Below are 21162 nucleotides of genomic sequence, written 5' to 3' on the forward strand. Positions count from 1 at the left end.
ACTGGTTCAACCAGTCTCAAACTTTCTATCTACGAGCAAGGTCCTCAGCCTCACTCATCTAGGTAAAGCCCCATAGCAACACTTTGGTCAATAACTTCCTGGGCTAATTCCCAAAGAGTTTCAGAGGTCTCTTGGATAAAGGATTTCTTAGCGATGACCTGCGACTTGGTCAGGCCATGAGGGTTGTCATGGGGCTGAGCAACTTCCAAGTGATTGAGAAGGGGAACCAGAGCATCCAGCACTCGGGCATATTTAGCCTCTATGCTAATGCCGGTTTCAAATTCCTGCCAAAGCCCTAAAAAGGATTCCCGCTGATCTGACGGTAGCTTGTCCAAGCTGATTTTCAAGGACTCCATCTCTCTATCGTAAGAATCGCTCTTGCCCACGTCGTCAAAGATAAAGGTATCGCCAGCATATATTTCGCCCAAATCATGAATCAGTAACATAGACATGACCTTTTCTAGATTGACTTCTTCAGGGATATATTCTCGAAAAACTAGTGCCATAAGCGCACCCTGCCAACTATGCTCTGCAGAATTCTCGAAACGATAGGCATCCAAGGTCCTATTGTTGCGATGAGTGGCTTTCAGTTTTTCCAGCTCATTGGTAAAAGCCAGCTGCTGTTGTAGACGTTCAAGCATGATAAGACCTCCAAAAAATCTTGTTACCTTAACACGTTTAGACTCTATTGATTTTTTTCTTTGAAAATACTGTCTTAGGGATTTTTAAAATAATTTCTGAAGTCAAATGAGTCAAAACTATAGTAAGTACAAATACAATTTGACCCTTATGCCATTTAGAAAAATTTGTCTCTTTCAAAAGATAAAAGGAAATTTCTATAAAAATCGGATGTAAAAAGAAATAGAGTACACTTAATTCCTTAAGATGGTATAGATTCCATTTCCTTCCAATCCTTGTCCTTAAAACACCATTGACCAGAAAAAGTGAGAAAGGAAGTAAGGCTAGAAAGAAATTTTTATCGATTCCCTGATTGACAAAAACTAACAAACCATCTAGAGCAAGTAAGATTGAAGCCAGCAGAAATTTTTTCCCTACATCTTTCTTAAAGAAATTACTATTCCAATAATCATAAAGCAAATAACCAAAGAGAATGAAGATTGGCGCGTAAAATAGACCATTACGGGTTGAGAAGAAAATACGTGCATAAACATCATATAAACGAGTCGGCCAAGTATTAGCAAAGTAAGTGTAGTAAGTCTCAATTGAGCCAAGTAAGTAGAGGAGCAAGGAAACAAGAATCGCCCATTTAGGTCCTAATTTTTTGTATAAATGATGGACAATCCAAAGTCCCAGCAAAAAAGCAGGAATATACCAAAGCTGGTAACAAAGTCCAATATATAAAAATCCAGCGATTAAGGCAAATGGGGCATAATACTTCTCAACTGGAAGAGACCAAAAATAGATAAGTGCGTACGGAAGATAAAGAATACTCCAAAAAATATACTGTTTTAAAATCCTACTTACGTAAGTTCTCATACTCTTCTTTTTTGCAAGACTTGATTTAAGCATAAAAGCTGATGATATGAGAAAAAAAGGCACAGCCATTCGCCCAAACATACTCTTTTGAGTGAAATGCAAAATTTCATTAGGAAAGAGACGTTGACAATGCACCAAAATAACTAAGATAGATGCTACATATTGAAAAAGGCTGAGCATGGCATAATTAACTGATTGCTCTTGCTCTTTAACTTCTTTTTCCACCATCTAGTTTTCTCCAAACAAGGTCAAAAATTCATTCATACACAAAAAATCTAAGCTATTATTTTTTCACGAGCCAGTAATGCTGAAAAGCTGCAATATCGCGATAGGGTGACTGGTTATTAACAGCAAGTTCCATTTCTAGCATATTTTCACGCCATCCTGGATCAGTTTTTACATCATTGGGCTGTAAGCCATAAAAAATTCGAATTCCTTGAAAATCTAAAATCTCGAAAGGATAAGGCTTGATGACATCTACTATCTCATAATAGGTAGCCTGCCCCATACTATGCGTCAGATAATCTTTTCCAAGCAAGAGTTCTCGAGCTTTCTTAATATCATTTTCAAAAATTACTGTATGCATAATGCGGCCCACGTGATTATGTTTAACAATCGATAGCTTCCCTCCCTTTTTGAGCAAGCGAGAGAAAGCCATGAGGTATGGATCAATATCCTCTACATACTCTAAAACATTATGGCAAATTATAAGGTCAAAGGATTCATCTTTAAAAATTTCTAGCACTTCTAGACTTCCCTGCAACTGCTCATAAGAATTCGTTCTTTTCCGATGAATAATCATTTCCATATTCGGTTCCAGCGCAGTGACCTGATTTTTTTCAGCAAGGTGGTTGGCCACAATCCCAAACCCACTACCAAAATCAAGAACTTTTAGCCCTTCAACATTCTTCAACTGATCAAACAGAATGTCATAATAGATTTTACCCCAAGGCTCTTCTAAATGATTTTTATAAGCTTGTAAATCCATTTTTTCATTTTCCTTTTCTAAAAAGTTGAAATTTAACTTTTATTTATAATTAAACATCTTAACCGCCAATTTATCAGCTATTCTTGGAAACAGGGTATAAAATTTATGAGCAAGATTGAGAATTCCAGGAAGATTAATTTCTCGCTTTTTTTTGCCAAAAACGTTGACGATTTTGCCAGCTACAAAGTCAGGCTCAAGAATATACTTATCAACAGCTTTAACATAGGATCCATCAGGATCGGCTAGATCGAAAAAGGCTGTTTTGATAGGCCCAGGATTAACCGTCGTAACATAAACACCAAAAGGTAGGAGTTCCAAGCGCAGGGCGTTGGAAAAACCAATGGCAGCAAACTTAGTCGCTGAGTAAAGACTTGACTTGCTGCTTGCGATAAGGCCAGCCATGCTGACGATATTGATGATATGTCCTTGTCCAGCCTTTTTCATACGACTACCAAAAAGTCTAGACAGGTTCATCAGAGCAAAAGTATTGACCTCAAACATAGCCTCGATGTCGCTTGAGCTGATTTTGTCAAATTCCTCAAAAATCCCATAGCCAGCGTTATTGACTAGAACATCAACATGGCCATACTGACTGTCAATCCGCTCAGCAAATCTCTCCAAAGCTGAGCTATCTGTAATATCCAGCTCCACAAGGTCAATATTTTCGCTTTCTCCATATAGTTTTTCAAGCTTTTCCTTGCTACGTCCTACCAAAATCAATTTATCCTTAGACAAAAGCTTAACCATTTCCTGTGCTAGCCCTCCACTAGCCCCTGTGATGATGATTGTTCTCATTCTTTCTCCTTTTTTTACATTATAACATAAATAAGGCAGGAAAATCTCCCGCCCCTTTGTCAATATTGTAATTTTTTCTTGTATTAAAAGTCCTTTTAATACACTTAAATTTCAACTTCTTCCAAGTCCTTAACCACATGAACATTTTCAAAAACTGTACTAGCATCATGTCGCATAACGCTTATATCTTTCGACAAGAACCGAGCACTGATGTGATTAAGAAGAAGTTGTTTAACTCCAGCTTCTTTGGCTACTTCAGCTGCCTGCATATTGGTAGAATGCCCATGCTTACGGGCCATCTTTTCATCTCCCTTACCATAGGTTGCTTCATGAACCAGAACATCTGCCGCCACAGCTAAGCGTACACTAGAATCTGTTTTCCTTGTGTCCCCTAAAATAGTAATTGTTTTCCCAGGACGAGGGGCTGAGATATAGTCTGCTGCGATAATCTTTGTACCATCTTCTAGGACGATGTCTTGACCATTCTTGACTTTACCAAAGAGAGGGCCAAAGGGAACCCCCGCTGCTCGTAGCTTATCTGCATCCAGCGTGCCTTCCAAATCTTTCTGCATCACCCGATAACCAACGCAAAAAATCGTGTGATCCAGCTTATCTGCATAAACAGTGAACTTGTCCGTTTCCAAAATCTTGCCTAGACTATTTTCATCAAACTCATGAAAATCAATCCGATAAGGCAGACGAGAACCAGAAACTCGAAGACTGGACATAACAAAGTTCTTAATACCTTTAGGGCCATAGATCTCTATATCCGTCTGCTCTTCATTAGCTTGAAAAGAACGACTGGATAGAAAGCCAGGCAAGCCAAAAATATGATCTCCATGCAGATGCGTGATGAAAATCTTGCTAATTTTGCGAGGTTTAATCGTTGTCTCCAAGATCTGGTGCTGGGTCCCTTCACCACAATCGAACATCCAGACCTCATTGATTTCTTCCAAGAGCTTGAGGACAAGACTGGATACATTGCGGGCCTTTGACGGCTGACCAGCTCCAGTTCCTAAAAATTGTAATTGCATATTTTTCTTTCTAAATGATATAAATCATGGCAGAACGATTCTGCGAGTGATAATATTTTCTGCCAGCATAGGACTGAGCCAGATCACTGACTTCATCTTGATTGTATCCAAAAAGTCTTTGGCGACCATCCGCCAGCTGCTCCCAATCGGTCAAGGAAGTCAGTTGCTTACATTCCACGACTTGAGATTCAGCTTTGAGAGGTGTCATTTTTATTCTCCCAGCTTCTTCGTAGACCAAGTACTGTGGAAAGACTTGCGCGATTTCAAAGAGCAAATCAGCTGTTACAGGCTCAGGATTTTCAGGAAAGACCATGCCGACTTCCTTCTTCTCGTAGCAAAATCCATAGGACTTGCCAGAAAGGTTAAGTCTGACAAATGGTTTATTTTCTACAAAGCTAGGCTCCGCATTCCATAAGTCCAAAGCCTGACTGATTTCTAAGAAGTACTCTGTCGCGGCTTCCGGACTTTTCTTTTGATAAAGCTCAGCAAAGTAAGCATTGATAACGCTGGGCGGTGGCGTGATGAAGATACGCTTCTGCTCCTCTGTCAGCCCAGCCAATACATGTTCTAAGTAGACCCTGTCTAGGCTTGTAAAACCGCCGTATTTGATGGCCAAGTCAATATAATCAGTCATAAAATTCTTCCAGTTTCCATTTGTTTTTCTCGGCAATCCAGCCTGAAATGGTTTCGATATCGTCTATGTATTCTCGATTCCCCATAATCGCGACTTTCTCTAAATCATGAATCTTGTAAGCTTTAGCTGGAGCTACCTTGATGGTAAAAGGCAAAAATAACTCTTTCATCCGCTCCAGCAGGACTTGCTGCAACACAGCTCTGCTATTATCAGCCTTAGCTGAAATCAAAGAATAAGGAGTCAGGGTTGGAGTGAAATCCTCAGACTTGTCCGCTTTGTTATAGAGAGTCAGACGGGGAATATCCAACATGTCCAGCTCTTTCATAATGTCGAGGACAGTCTTTTCATGCCCCTCATGATGAGGGTCGCTGGCGTCAATAACATGAACCAGCAAATCGACATTTTTGCTCTCTTCCAGCGTGGATTTAAAGCTTGACACCAGCTCCGTCGGCAAATCCTGAATAAAGCCAACTGTGTCTGTCAGAGTGACATTGAGCTGGCCACTTAGGTTGATGTTCTTGGTCGTGGCGTCTAGCGTCGCAAAGAGTTCGTCAGCCTCATACTGACTCTTACTAGTCAAGCAGTTCATGATCGTAGACTTGCCAGCATTGGTGTAGCCGATGAGGCCGATTTTGAAAATACTGGATTCCAACCGTTTTTCACGAACGGTAGCCCGATTTTTCTCCACTGCCTTGAGCTGGCGCTCAATATCATGAATCTGATTGCGGACACTGCGTCGATTGAGCTCAAGTTGGCTTTCACCAGGCCCGCGGGAGCCAATACCACCTGCCTGACGGCTGAGCATAATTCCCTGGCCAACCAAGCGAGGCAGCAGGTACTTGAGCTGGGCCAGATGTACCTGCAGCTTGCCCTCATGACTCCTAGCCCTCATGGCAAAAATATCTAAAATCAGCTGCATACGGTCAATGATCTTGACCCCCAAGCTTTCCTCTAGATTAACATTTTGGCGAGGTGTCAGACGGTTATTGACAATGACGGTCGAAATCTCTTCGGCATCAACCATCTGCCGGATTTCTTCTAACTTTCCAGAACCAACAAAGGTCTTGCTGTCATACTTTTCCCGCTTCTGGCTGTAAGACCCGACTACCTCTGCCCCTGCGGTCTTAGCTAGACTTTGCAGCTCCTCCATAGATAAGTCAAAATTCTCCGTGTCTGCTAGTTCCACACCGACCAAAAAGACACGCTCTATTTTTTTCTCTGTTTCTATCATCTTATATCCTTACTAAGACTTGACCAATCAGCTACTTGTCCAGAAAATTCTTGATGTTCTCCATGACCTGATTTTTATAGTCTGGATTTGCCACCTGATAGAAGGTCACGGACATCCGGTTGCGAAACCAAGTCAGCTGGCGCTTGGCAAAACGGCGGGTATTTCGCTTGAGCTTGTCCACGGCCTCTTCAAGACTTATCTGACCTTCGAAGTAGGGGAAAAGTTCCTTGTAGCCGATACCCTTACTGGCTTGACTGGTTGGAGCCTGTTCATAAAGCCAACGGGCTTCTTCTAAGAGACCATCTTCTATCATCAGATCAACTCGCTGATTGATTCGCTCATAAAGTCGCTCTCGCTCATCATCTAGGCAAATCAGCAGGGCTTCATAATCTGGCTGGCTGTTTTCTAATTGACCACCTAACTGAGCAATCTCCAGCGCCCTCATAGCCCTACGGCGATTTATCTGAGGAATCTCGATACCTAGCTCTGCTATTTTTCCAAACAAATCCTCATCCGACCAACTCTCCAGCTGCGCCCGATAGGCCAGAATCTCCTCGTGAGGAACGGAGCCACCCAAATGGTAGCCCTCAAGCAAGCTCTGAATATAGAGCCCTGTACCACCGCAAATGATGGGAAGCTGTCCTTGAGACTCAATCTCACGAATAGCCTGAGCCGCCTCAGTCACAAAATCATAGGCCGAGTAGCTTTCTCCAACATCACGCACATCCAACAGATGATGGGGAATGCCCTCTTGCTCCTCAGGACGAATCTTAGCCGTGCCAATATCTAAGCCACGATAGACCTGTTGACTGTCACCACTGACGATCTGACCATTAAAGGTTTTAGCAACCTCAATGCTCAGAGCCGTTTTTCCAACAGCTGTAGGCCCTACAATTACAATTATCTTAGTTTTCATTTTTTTCCTTGAAAAAATTTTGATTTTCCGTTACTATTAATTATAACATAAATAATTAAAGTTCAGAAAAGGAGAAATCTTATGGCTAAAGGATTTGGAAAAGGCGTACTTACAGGTGTTGCGGCTACTGTTGCGGCTGTAGCTGGTGCAGTTTATACAGTCAAGAAAAAAGTTATCGAACCTGAAGAACAAAAAGCGGCTTTCATTGAAGAAAACCGTAAAAAAGCAGCTCGCAAACGCGTAGCACACTAAGAGTAACCTTAAAACTCTCTATTTAAAGTAGAGAGTTTTTTACATGATCATAAAAAAGACAAAGAATAATTCTCTTTGTCTTTTTTTATTTAATGGCTACGCTTTTTCTGCTTCAAGACCTTGACCTAGGTCTTGATAAATATCAGATTTCAAATTGCCGATTGTCCAAAGAGCAGCTAGACTGATTAGATACAAAGAGGCAAGAAAAATCATAACTGTTGAAACACCTGAGATATCCAAAATCTTTCCAATAATAACAGATGAAAATCCGCCAATTGCTCGTCCAACATTTAAGATAACATTATTAGCTGTTGATCGAATTTGATGAGGGTATAGACGAGTGATCATGGCACCGTAACCAGCAAACATTCCATTCACAAAGAAACCAACAACTGCTCCACCTATTACCATAGTGGCCATAGAATTTGCAAATTGGAAAAGATAGACACAGATAGATGATGCAAGAAGAAAGCCAGAGTATACGACTCTAGGTCCCCATTTATCCAAAATTTGTCCAAAAGTCAACATTCCTAGGCACATTCCCAAAATGGTTGCCACCATCCAAAGAGAAGAGTCTTTGACAGAAATATTCAAACTAGTTTGAATAATCGTCGGTAACCAGTTCATCATTCCGAAGTAACCAGCGATTTGCACGGTTGTCATAACCATTAGAGCTATGGTTTGTGATGTGAGAGCTGGAGTTTTGAAAAGCTGACTTATTTTAACAGGTTGTGTTGTTTCTTCTTCTACCTTAGCTCCACCGTCGTCACGAATATTCTGATCGTCAATAGCTAAAACCATCCATAGTACTAGGGCAATAGGTGCAAGCCCAAAGAGGAATAGCCCACGCCATCCCAAAGCAGGAGCTAGCCAGCCTGCAAGTAAAGCCGATATAATCGATCCTATTTGACCCGCAATACCGTTTAGGGATGAAATCCGCCCCATCTTTTCTGGTGGAACAATTCCTGCCATTATAGCAATAGCCACGCCATATTCGCCTCCAACACCCATGCCTGCGATAAAGCGCATGATGTAAAGGTAATTGACGTCTTTCGTAAAGAATATTAAACCAGTTGCCAGAGAGAAAATAAGAATGGTCCATTTAAAGACCTTAAATTTGTGATATCGATCAGCTAAAAGGCCAAAAATCAAGCCACCAACAAGCATACCCAAATTAGTTATAGTGGCTATCCAACCACCCTGGGTACCACTAATCCCAAGTTCCGAGATAATAGAGGACATTGAAAAGGCCAGAAACATGACATTTAAGTCATCCGTACCAGAAGCGACAATCGCAGCGACTAAAGCCCGTTGATTGTTTTTGTCTAAAGACAATTTTGACATATGATTCTCCTTAATCGCAGCTCACAGACTGCATTTATTAAATTGAATATACCTTAAAAAGAGGTTGGAAATACTGTTCCCAACCTCTAAAAGTTTACAGAAAATTAGAGCATAACAATTGCTAGTCTCATTTTAGAACTTTCATGTCTCACGGAACATGTTTAAAGTCATATTTAATTTTTAACAGTATAAAACAAGTTAAAGCATTTGTCAAATGAAACTTGAGATTTATTTGCCCTGCATAAACTCTTGGAAACGATGAGTATCAAAGTAAATGTTGGATGCTATTAATTTGTCTGATTCGTCAAATTTTAAAAATTCTGCAACATCCAATTCTAGTTGATTTCCTTGTGGTGACTGCAAGCGATAGCGATTTAAAGCCACTACTTCTCTTCCATCTACCAGCAACTTCTTTACTTCAAAATGCTGACTTAAAGCATAGAATTGACCTGCACCTTGCAGATAAACATCACGACCTTGCCTAATTTCTTGACTGTCGCACATCCCATAATCAAAGTTTTCAGCTACGAAATCTTCCCAGCCACCTTTATTGACTGCGGTAAAATAGCTTTCTGCTAATGTTCTTGTATCCATTTGGAACCTCCAAAAATAATTTAGGCAGTTTTCAAACTAATGAAAGCTTGAGCCCACTTAAGAGTATACAAAAAGCAATATGACTACAGTCTGTCATATTGCTGAAGATTTTTTTGAAGAGTATCAATTAATTTATCCTGCAGTTTTTTTGGCGAAATGACTTTTACTTGCTGACCAAAACTTAAAATCAATTCGAAAAAGGTCGGTGTTAATGCTCTGAAAGCATGGATTATTATTCTGGTTTGCTCAACAGTGATTTCTTCTTCTGTGAAATGATCATAAATTTTTGGAAGCGCAGACTCTGTGAAAATCAACTCCACTTCCTCTTTACTGCCTTCAACTTTATCTTTGGATGGATTTAGAAAAAGATCTAGCTTTTCTTGAGATAAAAGTGGGTAGTCACCAACTTCTATTCCCTCATCTACTAGCTGCAAATCACGAATTCTACTAAGCTTGAAAATACGAAAATCTAATCTTTCAAAGCAGTAGCCGATAACATACCAAGCATTTAGTTTAAAAATCAAACGGTATGGAAAAATCGTTCGTTGGCTTCGTTCCTGTTTTTTAGAAAAATAAGAAAAGGAAACTTTCTTTCCAGTTTGTATAGCCTGCTCAATTTCAAGTAAATAATTTGTATTGAGAGACCATGAAGTAAGATCGAAGTAAAAAGGATTAACATTATCAGTCACTTCTTGAGAAGTAAGCTTATGCTCAATGCTGTCAAAACTTGGACGACCGACAATTTTGCCAACATTTTGGCTCATATTGATGATAAACTGCTTTTCTTCTTCTGTGAAAAAGCTGCTGTCCATCTTGTAGTCATCTGGTATATAAAAGCCTCCCTTATCCCCACGTTCAGAGTAAATAGGGATTCCAGCTAAGCTGAGCGTATCCATATCTCGATATACTGTACGAGTAGATATTTCAAAACGTTCAGCAATTTCTTTAGCTGTTATCTGTCTCTTATTCAAAAGGGCTAATAAAATATAAATTAATCGTTCTAATTTCATAATCTTTATTTTTCTATAAAGTAGAAACCATCAAATACTTATCTTGCAACTCTTTATAATTAGGCTAGATACTCCTTCAACTCTTGAACTTTATCCGTTTTTTCCCAAGGCAGATCAATATCTGTCCTACCCATATGGCCATAAGCAGCTGTCTGACGATAGATTGGTCGTTTTAAATCCAGCATTTGAATGATACCTGCCGGACGCAAATCAAAAATCTGACGAACAGCTTCCTGAAGCTTGCTTTCTGCAACTACTCCAGTGCCAAAAGTATCGATACGTACAGAAACCGGCTGAGCCACACCAATGGCATAAGCTAGCTGTACCTCTGCTTTCTTGGCTAGTCCAGCAGCCACGATGTTTTTAGCAATATAGCGTGCTGCGTATGAAGCTGAGCGGTCGACCTTGGTTGCATCCTTACCAGAGAAGGCACCGCCGCCGTGACGAGCATAACCGCCGTAAGTATCCACAATAATCTTACGTCCAGTCAAGCCAGAGTCACCTTGCGGGCCGCCAATTACAAAACGTCCGGTTGGATTGATGAAAAATTTTGTCTTATCATCCAGATACTGGGCAGGAATAACAGCTTTAATCACCTTTTCAATCACGTCACGATGAATCTCTTCATTGGTCACTTCTGGGTCATGCTGGGTCGAAATAACCACCGTATCCACGCGCACAGGCTGGCCATTTTCATCATACTCAACAGTCACTTGTGACTTAGCATCTGGACGCAGATAGGCAATCTCTCCTGATTTGCGCAATTCTGCCAATCGACGGACTAGCTTATGACTGAGTGAGATAGGCAATGGCATAAGCTCCGGTGTTTCATCCACTGCGAAGCCAAACATAAGCCCTTGGTCACCAGCTCCGATTAAATCCAATGGATCTTGATCTGCATTCCCACGAACCTCTAAAGCTTCATTGACACCCTGAGCGATATCTGGCGACTGCTCCACCAAAGATGGATGCACACCGACGGTCTCTGCCGAAAAGCCATACTCTGTATTGGTGTAGCCAATCTCTGCAATGGTATCACGAACCACACGGTTAATATCTACATAAGCTGTAGTCGAAATCTCACCAAAAACATGAACAGAGCCTGTATAAACAGCTGTTTCAGCAGCCACATGGGCATCTGGATCCTGACTCAAGACAGCATCCAAAATAGCATCGGAAATTTGGTCTGCAATCTTATCGGGATGTCCCTCCGATACAGACTCAGACGTGAAAAGTTTACGTTCTGACATAGAAATGTCCCCCCTTAAATAAATTGTTATAGAGTTACAAAGTACTGATAGAAAAAACTACCACCTTATCGGGACTATATAACTTTTACATTATAACATAATTTACGCTAACACACCTTTGTTTAAAAAAAGAATAAGGTATAGACATAAACTATACCTTATTGAAAACTATGAATCTGCTGTTTTTGACGCACCAACCCAGATTAGGACCACGACTACAATTGCTACAATCAAAAAGAGGCTAAAAGATGAACCAAGTGCCCATACATAAAAAAGCATATACATAATCATTGATAGATAAAGAAAGCTCTTTTGATTGCTTAATTTTTGAGAGTGAAAATAGTTGTACTAGAATGGGGATCGCATCCTTTATGGTTTCAAAAATTTCCGTAAAAAGATATGGCTTCGCGCCATATTATCTCTTTTCTTCTTTAGCCATTAGCGTTCCAACCAAAACGAGAACTGCGAAAACAAAAGGTGCTATTTGAAAAAGATACCAATCAGGGTCTCCTGCACAAAAGGCTGAGATCAGGTAAATACCTGAACTTGCATATAGTAAACCTTTATTTCCGTTATTCATCCCAATCCTAGTTAAAATAGTTGCAATAAGAAAACAAATCAAGCTAGGACCTAGAAAAATCAATAAGACAAGTCCCCATGGTAAAGCTAAACCAAAAAATAATACAAAGAGAATCAGATAAATGATCGATGAGAAGAAGGAAAATGAAAGAAGAGCCGATGTATACTTGGTTTCTTTTGAATCTTTTACCACTTGTTCTGACTCATTTGCTTCATCAATAGATTGATTTTCTTCAATCTTTTCCTTATTTTTTTCATTATCTATCTCCGGACTTACCTCATTACGCGTTTGACTTAACTCCTGGTTTTTCTCTTCATTTGCCATTTGATTTATCCTTCCTATTCTTATATTTCTTGTAAAGGGCAAGATCCCCTTTCATATTTTATATCCATTATACTCTATTTTTTTATTATTATCAGTATAAAATCAAGTATATCCATTTTCTCTTAAAACAATTCAACATCTAAACAAATATCTTTGTCTAGGCCGATTACTAAATTACAATCCTTTTGTCAGTCCTGATAAATTTTTTCTATCAGACCGATAAAATATACATATTATTCAAACAGTGTAATTGATGGTAAAATGACTCTATTATTATACCTGTAAGTTCAGGAAGAAAAATGCTTTCCTGACTTAAGGGAGGGGAGGAATTCATTTTTGGATTGGTCTATTATCGAACAGTACTATCCACTATACCAGCAGGCCTTCTTTTTGACCCTGCATATCGCTATTTGGGGGATAATTGGTTCATTTCTTTTAGGCTTGGTTGTTAGTATCATACGACATTACCGAGTTCCCATCTTGAGTCAGCTAGCTACTGCCTACATTGAGCTATCTCGAAACACGCCACTATTGATTCAGCTCTTCTTTCTGTATTTTGGGCTACCTAGGATTGGTCTTGTCTTGTCTTCAGAAGCTTGTGCGACAATCGGTCTCATTTTCTTAGGCGGATCTTACATGGCTGAATCCTTCCGTAGTGGCTTGGAAGCTGTTAGTCAAACCCAGCATGAAATCGGCCTCTCTATTGGTTTGACACCAAGACAAGTTTTTCGCTACGTTGTTCTTCCACAAGCGACTGCTGTAGCACTTCCTTCCTTTAGTGCCAATGTTATTTTCTTAATCAAGGAAACCTCAGTTTTTTCTGTAGTGGCTTTGGCGGATCTTATGTATGTGGCCAAGGACTTGATTGGACTCTACTACGAGACAGATATTGCCTTAGCCATGTTAGTCCTTGCCTATCTGCTCATGTTATTACCGATTTCACTTCTCTTCGGTTGGATAGAAAGGAGATTACGCCATGCAGGATTCGGGAATCCAGGTACTCTTACAGGGAAATAATCTCCTTCGTATTTTACAAGGCTTGGGAGTCACGATTGGTATTTCAGTTATTTCCGTTCTATTATCCATGGTTCTTGGTACTCTTTTGGGAATTATCATGACTTCTCGATCTAAAATCGTTCGTCTACTGACTCGATTTTATCTAGAATTCATCCGAATTATGCCCCAACTTGTCTTACTCTTTATTGTTTACTTTGGGTTAGCACGCAACTTTAATATCAATATCTCAGGTGAAAGTTCAGCCATCATTGTCTTTACTCTCTGGGGAACGGCTGAAATGGGGGACCTAGTTCGAGGAGCTATCACTTCTCTACCCAAGCACCAGTTTGAAAGTGGCCAAGCGCTTGGTTTAACCAAGTTTCAACTTTACTATTATGTCATCATTCCACAGGTTCTAAGACGTTTACTACCACAAGCCATTAACCTGATTACACGTATGATTAAAACAACTTCGCTAGTCGTTTTGATTGGTGTTGTTGAGGTTACGAAGGTCGGTCAACAAATTATCGATAGCAACCGATTGACCATTCCTACAGCTTCCTTTTGGATCTATGGAACTATTCTTGTTTTATACTTCCTTGTCTGCTTCCCTATTTCCAAATTAGCAGGTCATTTAGAAAAACACTGGAGGAATTAATATGTCTGAAACGATTTTAAAAATAAGGGACCTTCAAAAATCCTTTGGAGACAATCCTATCCTTCAAGGTCTTTCGCTTGAAGTTAAAAAAGGTGAAGTTGTCGTGATTTTGGGTCCTTCTGGATGTGGTAAAAGTACACTTCTTCGTTGTATTAATGGCTTAGAAAATATTCAAGGAGGTGATATCCTCTTAGATGACCAATCCATCACAGGCAATCAAAAGAACTTTCACCTTGTCCGTCAGAAAATTGGTATGGTTTTTCAAAGTTATGAACTCTTTCCACACCTAGATGTTCTGCAAAATCTTATTTTAGGACCAACAAAAGCCCAGGGACGTAAGAAAGAGGAAGTCATTCAGGAAGCCGAACAACTACTGAAACGTGTTGGACTTCTAGATAAAAAGCATAGCTACGCAAGACAGCTCTCTGGAGGTCAAAAACAACGGGTGGCAATTGTTCGTTCCCTTCTCATGCATCCTGAAATCATCCTTTTCGATGAAGTAACCGCCTCTTTAGATCCTGAGATGGTACGAGAGGTGCTAGAATTAATTAATGATCTTGCCCAAGAAGGACGCACCATGATCCTAGTCACACATGAAATGCAATTTGCTCAAGCTATTGCTGATCGAATCATTTTCTTGGACCAAGGACAGATCGCTGAAGAGGGAGATGCTCACTCTTTCTTTACCAATCCTAAAACAAAAAGAGCGCAAGAATTTTTAAACGTATTTGACTTTAGCCAATTTGGCTCATATCTATAAAGGAGACGATTATGAAACTAATTAAATCAATTTTAACTGTAATGACACTTGCCCTTGCTCTAGTCTTTATCACAGCTTGTGGTGCTAGCAAAAACTCCAATGCATCAAGTTCTAAGGCTCGGACCATTGATGAAATTAAGAAAAGTGGCGAGCTTCGTATCGCAGTCTTTGGAGACAAAAAACCTTTCGGTTATGTTGATAATGATGGCTCTTACCAAGGATACGATATCGAACTTGGAAATCAACTTGCCAAAGATCTTGGAGTCAAGGTTAAATACGTCTCTGTTGACGCAGCCAACCGTGCAGAGTACTTGATCTCAAACAAGGTTGATATTACACTGGCAAACTTCACTGTAACAGATGAACGCAAGAAACAAGTTGACTTTGCGCTTCCTTATATGAAGGTTTCACTTGGAGTCGTTTCTCCTAAAGATGCCCTTATAAAAGACGTTAAGGAACTTAAGGGAAAAACTTTGATTGTGACCAAAGGTACAACAGCTGAAACCTACTTTGAAAAGAATCACCCAGAGGTTAAACTTCAAAAATATGATCAATACAGTGACGCCTACCAAGCTCTGCTTGATGGACGTGGTGATGCCTTCTCAACGGATAACACTGAAGTCCTAGCTTGGGCTCTTGAAAACAAGGGTTACGAAGTTGGTATAACTTCTTTAGGTGACCCTGATACTATTGCTCCAGCCGTTCAAAAAGGAAACAAAGAACTTCTTAACTTTATCAACAAGGATATAGAAAAGCTTGGTAAGGAAAACTTCTTCCATAAGGCTTATGAAAAAACTCTTCACCCTACCTACGGCGATGCAGCCAAGGCAGATGATCTTGTTGTAGAAGGTGGTCAAGTCAAATAATCAGTAAGATCGTAAAAAGACTCTATCAAAATGATAGAGCCTTTTTATCTTAAACAATAACTAGGATAGTCACTTTTTAAATAAAATCTGTTTCGGCTATGGCTGACTTCACTTCCTCTAAAGGCAGGTGCACTAATTCCACTTCTTTCTCGCGATACAAGTACTCAGCATACTCGTCAATCCGATACTGATTGATATAGACTACGCGCTTGCATCCGACCTGGAGCAACTGCTTGGTACAGTTGAGACAGGGAAAATGAGTTACATAGGCAGTAAATCCTTTTGGAACACCTCTTTCAGCGCCTTGTAAAATAGCATTAACTTCAGCGTGTAGGGTCCTTACGCAGTGGCCATCGACTACTAAACATTCATGATCAATACAATGTTCTGTTCCTGATACGGAGCCATTATATCCCGTAGAAATAACCTTGTTGTCTTTGACCAAAACCGCTCCTACTCTTGCGCGCTTACAAGTTGAGCGATTGGCAATCAAAAGAGCCTGTGCAGCAAAATATTCATCCCAAGCTAATCGTTTTGTTTCCATTTTTTTCTCTTTTCTTTACTAGATATTTTCTCGAACCATTAAAGGCAAACCAAGAGAAGCAATCTTTTCAGCCGGTACTTTCATACCTTCTTTGATCCATTTTGACAGGACAGAAACCAAAGCTGAGCTCCAGAAAGAATTAACGTAGGACGAAGCATCTTTCTTGGACTCTTGACCTTTCTCTAAAAAGTTAAAAACTGCTTGCGTCAAGTGTTTCTCTAAATTATACTCAACAGCTAAACGAATGAGATACGCTTCCTTCTGTGCCTCTTTAAACAGAGCAAGCCATACTTGGTAAAGCTCCGTCTTAAAATCGAACTGAGCCATTTTTTCCATAATATTATGCACAGTCTGGCCAAAAAGCTCCTCTAGAATCTCTTCTTTTGAGTTGTAGTTTCGGTAAAAAGACGCTCTGGATACTCCAGCACGGTTTACTAACTCAGAAATAGTGATTTTAGCCAATTCTTTCTTCTCTAACAACTGTAATAAGGAAATTTCCAAAGATTCACGAGTTAAACGATTGGATTCCCGATTGGAAATCGTTAGGTTTTCAAGAGATTTTTTGGATATTTTACGTTCAGGCATAACAGTTTCTTCCTTCTTGTCTCATCGGATATCAATAGCTTTCTGGAAAAAGTCTTTCATGATATAATTGTAAAAAAAGACACAATCTTTGTCAATGTATAATTATAGGAACAAGGGGATTAAAAATGACTTGGAAAATCGTTAGTGACTCTGGATGCGATTTTAGAGAATTAAAAGACCTGGCTTTAGACACAAATTTTGAAAATGTCCCACTAACCATTCAGGTAGGCCAGGAAATCTTTATTGACAATGCAGAACTAAATATTGACTTAATGATGGAAAAAATGTATGCCACATCAACTGCTTCCAAATCTGCTTGCCCAAGTCCAGATGACTATCTGAAAGCATTTGCAGGAGCTGATAATATCTTTGTTGTCACTATTACTGGAACCTTATCTGGGAGCCATAACAGCGCTCAGGTTGCTAAAAAGCTTTACCTTGAAGAGCATCCGAATGTCAATATTCATGTGATTGATAGTTTATCAGCTGGAGGTGAAGTTGACTTGCTTGTTCAAAAGCTCAATCAGCTAATTAGTAACGGCCTTTCTTTTGACGAAATCGTACAAGAAATTACAAACTACCAATCAAAAACCAAATTACTTTTTGTCCTGGCCAAAGTGGATAATCTGGTTAAAAACGGGCGATTAAATAAGCTAATTGGAGCAGTCATAGGCTTGCTCAATATTCGCATGGTTGGGGAAGCTGGGCCACAAGGAACCTTAGAACTATTGCAGAAGGCTAGAGGCTATAAGAAGTCGTTGTCTGCTGCTTTTGAAGAAATCATCAAGGCGGGTTATGCAGGAGGTGAAATTATTATCTCTCACCGCAATAATGATAAATTCTGTCAGCAATTCTCTGACTTAGTCAAGGAAAAATTTCCTAACGCCCAAATTCAAGCTATCCAGACATCCGGCTTATGTAGTTTCTATGCAGAAGAAGGCGGATTATTAATGGGATATGAAATCGACTAATAATGAATCAACTTCCTAATATTTAAATCAAAAGAGACCCTAGTCTAAGGGTCTCTTTTTGATCTAAAAAGTTAGGCTGTTTGAATTATATAGAAAATGAGGGTTAAAAAGAGAAGAATACTAACAATCAAAAGAATAATTTTTTTAAAAAAATTTGTCTCCCAATAACCTGACTTACCAATTGTTGAACGAGTTTCGCTGAAAAACTGTTGGTTTTCTCTAGGCAAAGAAATAACCAATGTAATTAAAATAAGAGCAAGTAAGATAGTCAGAATAAGTAATAATTTTTGCATTTTATTTCCTCAAGGCTCCAATCAATGTAAAAATCAGGCCAATCAAGATCATCAAGCCCAAAGCGATGACAAAGATCTTGTTGAGATTTTCACCCAAGCTGGCCTTTTCTTTCTTGGGCTTGCCATGCTTTAGCTCATCTAACCGCCCCTCAATATCCTTATGAAATAAATCTTTTTTAGCCATGCTGACCTCCTAACAAGCTTTGGAGAGTCTCCTGATAAAGACTGACGGGTACATCATTGGCATGCCGGCCTTGAGCTTGCAAGGCCGACCGCATCTGCTCAACACCAGATAAGGCTTCTTCCAGTATCGATGCCAGCTGAGCAGGCTGGCTACTGTCGAAAATATGCTGCTGGGCAATGTAGTGTCTGTCATGCAGGGTCTGCTCAAAGCCTAGGATTAAGAGATTATTCTCAAAAGCCTTGCGCACTGCCTGCAGGACCTGACCTCCGTGATTAATATCCAGATAAATGTCCGATTCCAAGTAGAGCTGCTCAATCTGCTTGAGACTGGCATTTTGATAAAGGACAACATTCTTATAGGACAGCATAGACAAGAGCTTAGGCGACATTTCCGTAAGGGCTGCAATGCGAAAGACTAGCTGTGGCAAGGACTGAACCAAGGTCTCTAAGCCTTCAATCTGATCCGAATGGGTCAGGATTAAAGCATCTTTTCGTAGGTAGTTGTCCCGCTTGAAATCATAATGATAACCCAGATGCAGGAACTTCTGCTGCTGGTCAGCTGTAGCTAGACTCATGGCCTTTTCATAAGTCGCCAAGTCGGGAATGACAATGGTCTGCGCCCGCAGCTGGCTATTTTCCAGAATCAGCTGCATATTGCCCGGAAGCTCGTCATACAGAGGTTCCTGCCAAAAGAGAATATCCTGCCCAGCTCGACCTGTCAGGCTGTGGGAAACCAGGAAAGAATAAGCCAGCGAATTAAAGAGAATGTGATCCAAGTCAAAGTCTAGCCGCTCTAAAAAGAAACGGATAAAATCCACTCGGCTTTTAAAAATCCTCAAAGGCTCTTGATCCAGGGTCAGGATGATGTCACCGGTGGCGTGATTCTCCACGATGCGCTCCTGACCGTCTGTGCTGTAGTAGGTTGTATTGAAAGCCTCCTGGCCTGATTTATAGGCTGTTTTGGCAAAGCAACGGCCTTGCTTATTATAGCGCTCACTCAGTCGGAGCTGGCCTTTTTTATCCAGCCAATCTACCTGTTTGACCAGCCGGCTCTTGGACTGACTAGCATAGTGAATCCGTGCCCTTTCTTCTCCCATGTCACTGACACGCGCCGCCTGATGGTCGCCAGTGATTTCCCAGAAAGGTGGCACTGGCACTTGATTGAAAAAGAGCGGGTGGTCTGCTCCCTCTTCATCCCCCAGAAAGTAAGTATAAGGGGAAATCATATCATCCGGCAGAAAGCCATTGTCCTCAATGATAATGGTCGGACAGTTATAGCCAGCTGCAAGGAGGGAATCATGCAGATCCTGGGTTTCCTGATTGTAATAATCAAAGAGCTGAATCATCTCTGACCTCCTTTAAAAGCTGGGACCAAGCCGCTTCAACTCGGCTGGTCAAATAATTCTCTGCCACTTGATAAGAATGTTGGCTTATTTCCTGCTGGCGTCCTTGGCTAAAGAGAGCTATTATTTTCTCCACAAAAGCAGCAATAATCTGGTCCTCGACTTGATTGGAACTGACCGGTATCAGATAGCCATTTTTACCATCATCGATAAAAGTCTGATTGCCATAGCGGACATCAAAGCCGATGAGAGGAAGACCTGATCCGACCGCTTCCATGAGCGTTAGACCAAAGCCTTCGCTGGTTGAAGCCGTCAGATAAAGCTCATAGCCTGCATAAATCTGACTTAGATCTGCATGCCCTTTGAGCCGAATGTAGTCCTGAGCTCCCGCTTCCTCAATCCTGCGACGTAGCTTGTCCTCTTCGCTCCCCTTACCGTAAATATCCAGAGTCAGTTCAGGCAGCTGGGCATGGGCTTGGACAGTCGCTGCCACTAGCCAATCGATATGCTTTTCCGTAGCAAGACGCGAAGCCGTAATCATGGAGAAAGGCTTGCGAGGCTCTTTGGGATAAGTCAGCTGGTCCAGACTCCCAACCGGTATGGTGACAATCTTGGACTGCTTGTCCGAGTAAAGCTGGAACTGCTGCTCTAGAATCGTTTTCTGAGCCTCTGTTGCCACGATGAAGAAGTCCACCTTGTCTGCATTGGTAAACTGGTAGTCATAGAAATTGTTCCAGAGAATGTAGTCGTCGCTGCTGGCATTTTCACTGAAATGCTCCGCATGGACCACTACTCCCAGCTTAGCCTTCTGGCTCTCTTCAAAGACAACCTGACCAATCCCTGTCTCCCGATCCAAGATGACCACATCATCTGACTGCAGCTGCAAACACTGGAGAAAATAGCGGACCAGCTCAGCCTTGGAATAGAAAATCCGATCTGGAAAGCGATAAAGCTCTTCCTTACCATCCTCTATCAGCATGTCATAAGCCACATTGCCGTCTTCATGGTAGAAACGGCGCTGGTAGAGGGTTGCGGCGTCATTATGGGGCGCGAAGTATTCACTGGCATAGCGGACATAGGAGAAATAATCCTTGCGAATCAATCTCCCCCGCGAGACATACTCCACATGCTCCACAAAGTCCTGATCTTCCTGTCGCAGATAGCAAGTGATAAACTGATCATTCTGCGAATAGAAATAGCGGACAATCTTGCCCTCCCTCTCCGAGCGCTCCGGCTGACCTGCAACTTGAGCCAGTACCTGGTCCAGCGTCACCGTCGTTGGTGCAATCTTAATATCAGTAAAGTAATTATAAAGCCAGATAACTTCCTCATCCAGAAAACCAATATTTTCCGTTAGATGCTGGATATTATCTGCTAAAATCATATCCATAAAGATAAACTTAGCCGGCTGCTGGATCCTGCGAAGAAGCTGGGCTCGATAAACTTGGGCGTATTCTACACCGCTGCTGGCCCAGCCGATGCCTAAGTTGATGTTATATACTGTCATGTTTTCC

The 21162-nt window shown here is 40.9% G+C and carries 25 protein-coding genes; 6 read left to right on the forward strand and 19 right to left on the reverse strand.

Translation table 11 applies throughout. From position 1 onward, the window contains the following. Nucleotides 1-50 precede the first annotated feature (50 nt). The 8 genes from O3640_RS04055 to miaA all read right to left on the reverse strand — a co-directional run bounded on the left by O3640_RS04055 (nt 51) and on the right by miaA (nt 7095). Nucleotides 51-641, reverse strand: coding sequence for an HD domain-containing protein (locus O3640_RS04055; RefSeq protein ID WP_060970539.1), 591 nt, complete (start codon nt 639-641; stop codon nt 51-53). A gap of 37 nt (nt 642-678) precedes the next feature. Beyond that, on the reverse strand, nt 679-1725 hold the full coding sequence (locus tag O3640_RS04060; protein ID WP_060970540.1) for an acyltransferase: 1047 nt from the start codon (nt 1723-1725) through the stop codon (nt 679-681). 55 nt (nt 1726-1780) lie between these two features. Further along, nucleotides 1781-2485, reverse strand: coding sequence for a class I SAM-dependent methyltransferase (locus O3640_RS04065; protein WP_060970541.1), 705 nt, complete (start codon nt 2483-2485; stop codon nt 1781-1783). Between the two features lie 39 nt (nt 2486-2524). Continuing rightward, entirely contained in the window at nt 2525-3280 is a 756-nt protein-coding gene (locus O3640_RS04070; protein WP_195321684.1) for an SDR family oxidoreductase, read from the reverse strand. A gap of 104 nt (nt 3281-3384) precedes the next feature. Beyond that, nucleotides 3385-4314, reverse strand: a complete 930-nt coding sequence (rnz, locus tag O3640_RS04075; RefSeq protein ID WP_195321676.1) for a ribonuclease Z — start codon at nt 4312-4314, stop codon at nt 3385-3387. Nucleotides 4315-4324: 10 nt separating this feature from the next. Beyond that, the gene (locus tag O3640_RS04080) at nt 4325-4948 is read right to left on the reverse strand and encodes a cystathionine beta-lyase (RefSeq protein WP_268723196.1); all 624 of its coding nucleotides are present in this window, start codon (nt 4946-4948) and stop codon (nt 4325-4327) included. Continuing rightward, nucleotides 4941-6179, reverse strand: a complete 1239-nt coding sequence (gene hflX, locus O3640_RS04085; protein WP_268723195.1) for a GTPase HflX — start codon at nt 6177-6179, stop codon at nt 4941-4943. Before hflX ends, O3640_RS04080 begins: the two co-directional genes overlap by 8 nt. A 31-nt stretch (nt 6180-6210) precedes the next feature. Then, complete coding sequence (gene miaA, locus O3640_RS04090) at nt 6211-7095, reverse strand: tRNA (adenosine(37)-N6)-dimethylallyltransferase MiaA (protein ID WP_195321665.1); 885 nt, start codon at nt 7093-7095, stop codon at nt 6211-6213. Nucleotides 7096-7176: 81 nt separating this feature from the next. Here miaA and O3640_RS04095 point away from each other — a divergent pair, with 81 nt between their 5' ends. Next, a complete protein-coding gene (locus tag O3640_RS04095) occupies nt 7177-7347 on the forward strand; it encodes a DUF3042 family protein (protein WP_008808815.1) in 171 nt (56 codons plus the stop codon). A 96-nt stretch (nt 7348-7443) separates the two neighbouring features. Here O3640_RS04095 and O3640_RS04100 read toward each other — a convergent pair whose 3' ends face one another. From O3640_RS04100 to O3640_RS04120, 5 genes are all read right to left on the reverse strand, one after another. Continuing rightward, the gene (locus tag O3640_RS04100; RefSeq protein ID WP_371586733.1) at nt 7444-8691 is read right to left on the reverse strand and encodes an MFS transporter; all 1248 of its coding nucleotides are present in this window, start codon (nt 8689-8691) and stop codon (nt 7444-7446) included. Between the two features lie 228 nt (nt 8692-8919). Then, nucleotides 8920-9285: a nuclear transport factor 2 family protein gene (locus O3640_RS04105; RefSeq protein WP_371586734.1), complete on the reverse strand. Its 366-nt coding sequence runs from the start codon at nt 9283-9285 to the stop codon at nt 8920-8922. Between the two features lie 83 nt (nt 9286-9368). Beyond that, the gene (locus tag O3640_RS04110) at nt 9369-10295 is read right to left on the reverse strand and encodes a helix-turn-helix transcriptional regulator (protein WP_371586735.1); all 927 of its coding nucleotides are present in this window, start codon (nt 10293-10295) and stop codon (nt 9369-9371) included. A 59-nt stretch (nt 10296-10354) separates the two neighbouring features. Then, on the reverse strand, nt 10355-11545 hold the full coding sequence (metK, locus tag O3640_RS04115; RefSeq protein ID WP_371586737.1) for a methionine adenosyltransferase: 1191 nt from the start codon (nt 11543-11545) through the stop codon (nt 10355-10357). A 415-nt stretch (nt 11546-11960) separates the two neighbouring features. Then, on the reverse strand, nt 11961-12449 hold the full coding sequence (locus O3640_RS04120; protein WP_227221526.1) for a hypothetical protein: 489 nt from the start codon (nt 12447-12449) through the stop codon (nt 11961-11963). Between the two features lie 336 nt (nt 12450-12785). Here O3640_RS04120 and O3640_RS04125 point away from each other — a divergent pair, with 336 nt between their 5' ends. Genes O3640_RS04125 through O3640_RS04140 form a run of 4 tightly spaced genes read left to right on the forward strand, consistent with a single transcriptional unit; the run spans nt 12786 to nt 15729 of the window. Further along, on the forward strand, nt 12786-13466 hold the full coding sequence (locus O3640_RS04125; RefSeq protein ID WP_045634939.1) for an amino acid ABC transporter permease: 681 nt from the start codon (nt 12786-12788) through the stop codon (nt 13464-13466). After that, nucleotides 13426-14103 (forward strand): amino acid ABC transporter permease, encoded by a 678-nt coding sequence (locus tag O3640_RS04130; protein ID WP_195321656.1) that lies wholly within the window; start codon nt 13426-13428, stop codon nt 14101-14103. Before O3640_RS04125 ends, O3640_RS04130 begins: the two co-directional genes overlap by 41 nt. Before the next feature lies 1 nt (nt 14104). Then, complete coding sequence (locus O3640_RS04135; protein WP_061586258.1) at nt 14105-14863, forward strand: amino acid ABC transporter ATP-binding protein; 759 nt, start codon at nt 14105-14107, stop codon at nt 14861-14863. A gap of 11 nt (nt 14864-14874) precedes the next feature. Then, a complete protein-coding gene (locus tag O3640_RS04140) occupies nt 14875-15729 on the forward strand; it encodes a cysteine ABC transporter substrate-binding protein (protein WP_195321655.1) in 855 nt (284 codons plus the stop codon). A 76-nt stretch (nt 15730-15805) separates the two neighbouring features. On the opposite strand, the gene O3640_RS04145 is transcribed toward O3640_RS04140, so the two are convergent. After that, complete coding sequence (locus O3640_RS04145; RefSeq protein WP_045502598.1) at nt 15806-16273, reverse strand: deaminase; 468 nt, start codon at nt 16271-16273, stop codon at nt 15806-15808. Between the two features lie 18 nt (nt 16274-16291). After that, entirely contained in the window at nt 16292-16858 is a 567-nt protein-coding gene (locus O3640_RS04150; RefSeq protein WP_195321654.1) for a TetR/AcrR family transcriptional regulator, read from the reverse strand. A 125-nt stretch (nt 16859-16983) separates the two neighbouring features. Between O3640_RS04150 and O3640_RS04155 the strand changes: the two genes are divergently transcribed. Then, the gene (locus O3640_RS04155) at nt 16984-17829 is read left to right on the forward strand and encodes a DegV family protein (RefSeq protein ID WP_195321653.1); all 846 of its coding nucleotides are present in this window, start codon (nt 16984-16986) and stop codon (nt 17827-17829) included. A 71-nt stretch (nt 17830-17900) separates the two neighbouring features. Here the strand turns inward: O3640_RS04155 and O3640_RS04160 are convergent, their stop codons facing one another. The 4 genes from O3640_RS04160 to gtfA are packed head-to-tail and all read right to left on the reverse strand — an operon-like array spanning nt 17901 to nt 21155. Continuing rightward, the gene (locus O3640_RS04160; RefSeq protein WP_195321652.1) at nt 17901-18122 is read right to left on the reverse strand and encodes an accessory secretory protein Asp5; all 222 of its coding nucleotides are present in this window, start codon (nt 18120-18122) and stop codon (nt 17901-17903) included. 1 nt (nt 18123) lies between these two features. Then, nucleotides 18124-18306, reverse strand: coding sequence for an accessory secretory system protein Asp4 (asp4, locus tag O3640_RS04165; protein WP_045634942.1), 183 nt, complete (start codon nt 18304-18306; stop codon nt 18124-18126). Then, entirely contained in the window at nt 18299-19651 is a 1353-nt protein-coding gene (gene gtfB, locus O3640_RS04170) for an accessory Sec system glycosylation chaperone GtfB (RefSeq protein WP_195321650.1), read from the reverse strand. The genes asp4 and gtfB overlap by 8 nt, the downstream gene beginning before the upstream one ends. Further along, the gene (gene gtfA / locus O3640_RS04175; protein ID WP_195321648.1) at nt 19635-21155 is read right to left on the reverse strand and encodes an accessory Sec system glycosyltransferase GtfA; all 1521 of its coding nucleotides are present in this window, start codon (nt 21153-21155) and stop codon (nt 19635-19637) included. Before gtfA ends, gtfB begins: the two co-directional genes overlap by 17 nt. Nucleotides 21156-21162: the final 7 nt, after the last annotated feature.

This window comes from Streptococcus sp. 27098_8_75 (genome assembly GCF_041432475.1).
GTDB lineage: Bacteria > Bacillota > Bacilli > Lactobacillales > Streptococcaceae > Streptococcus > Streptococcus gordonii.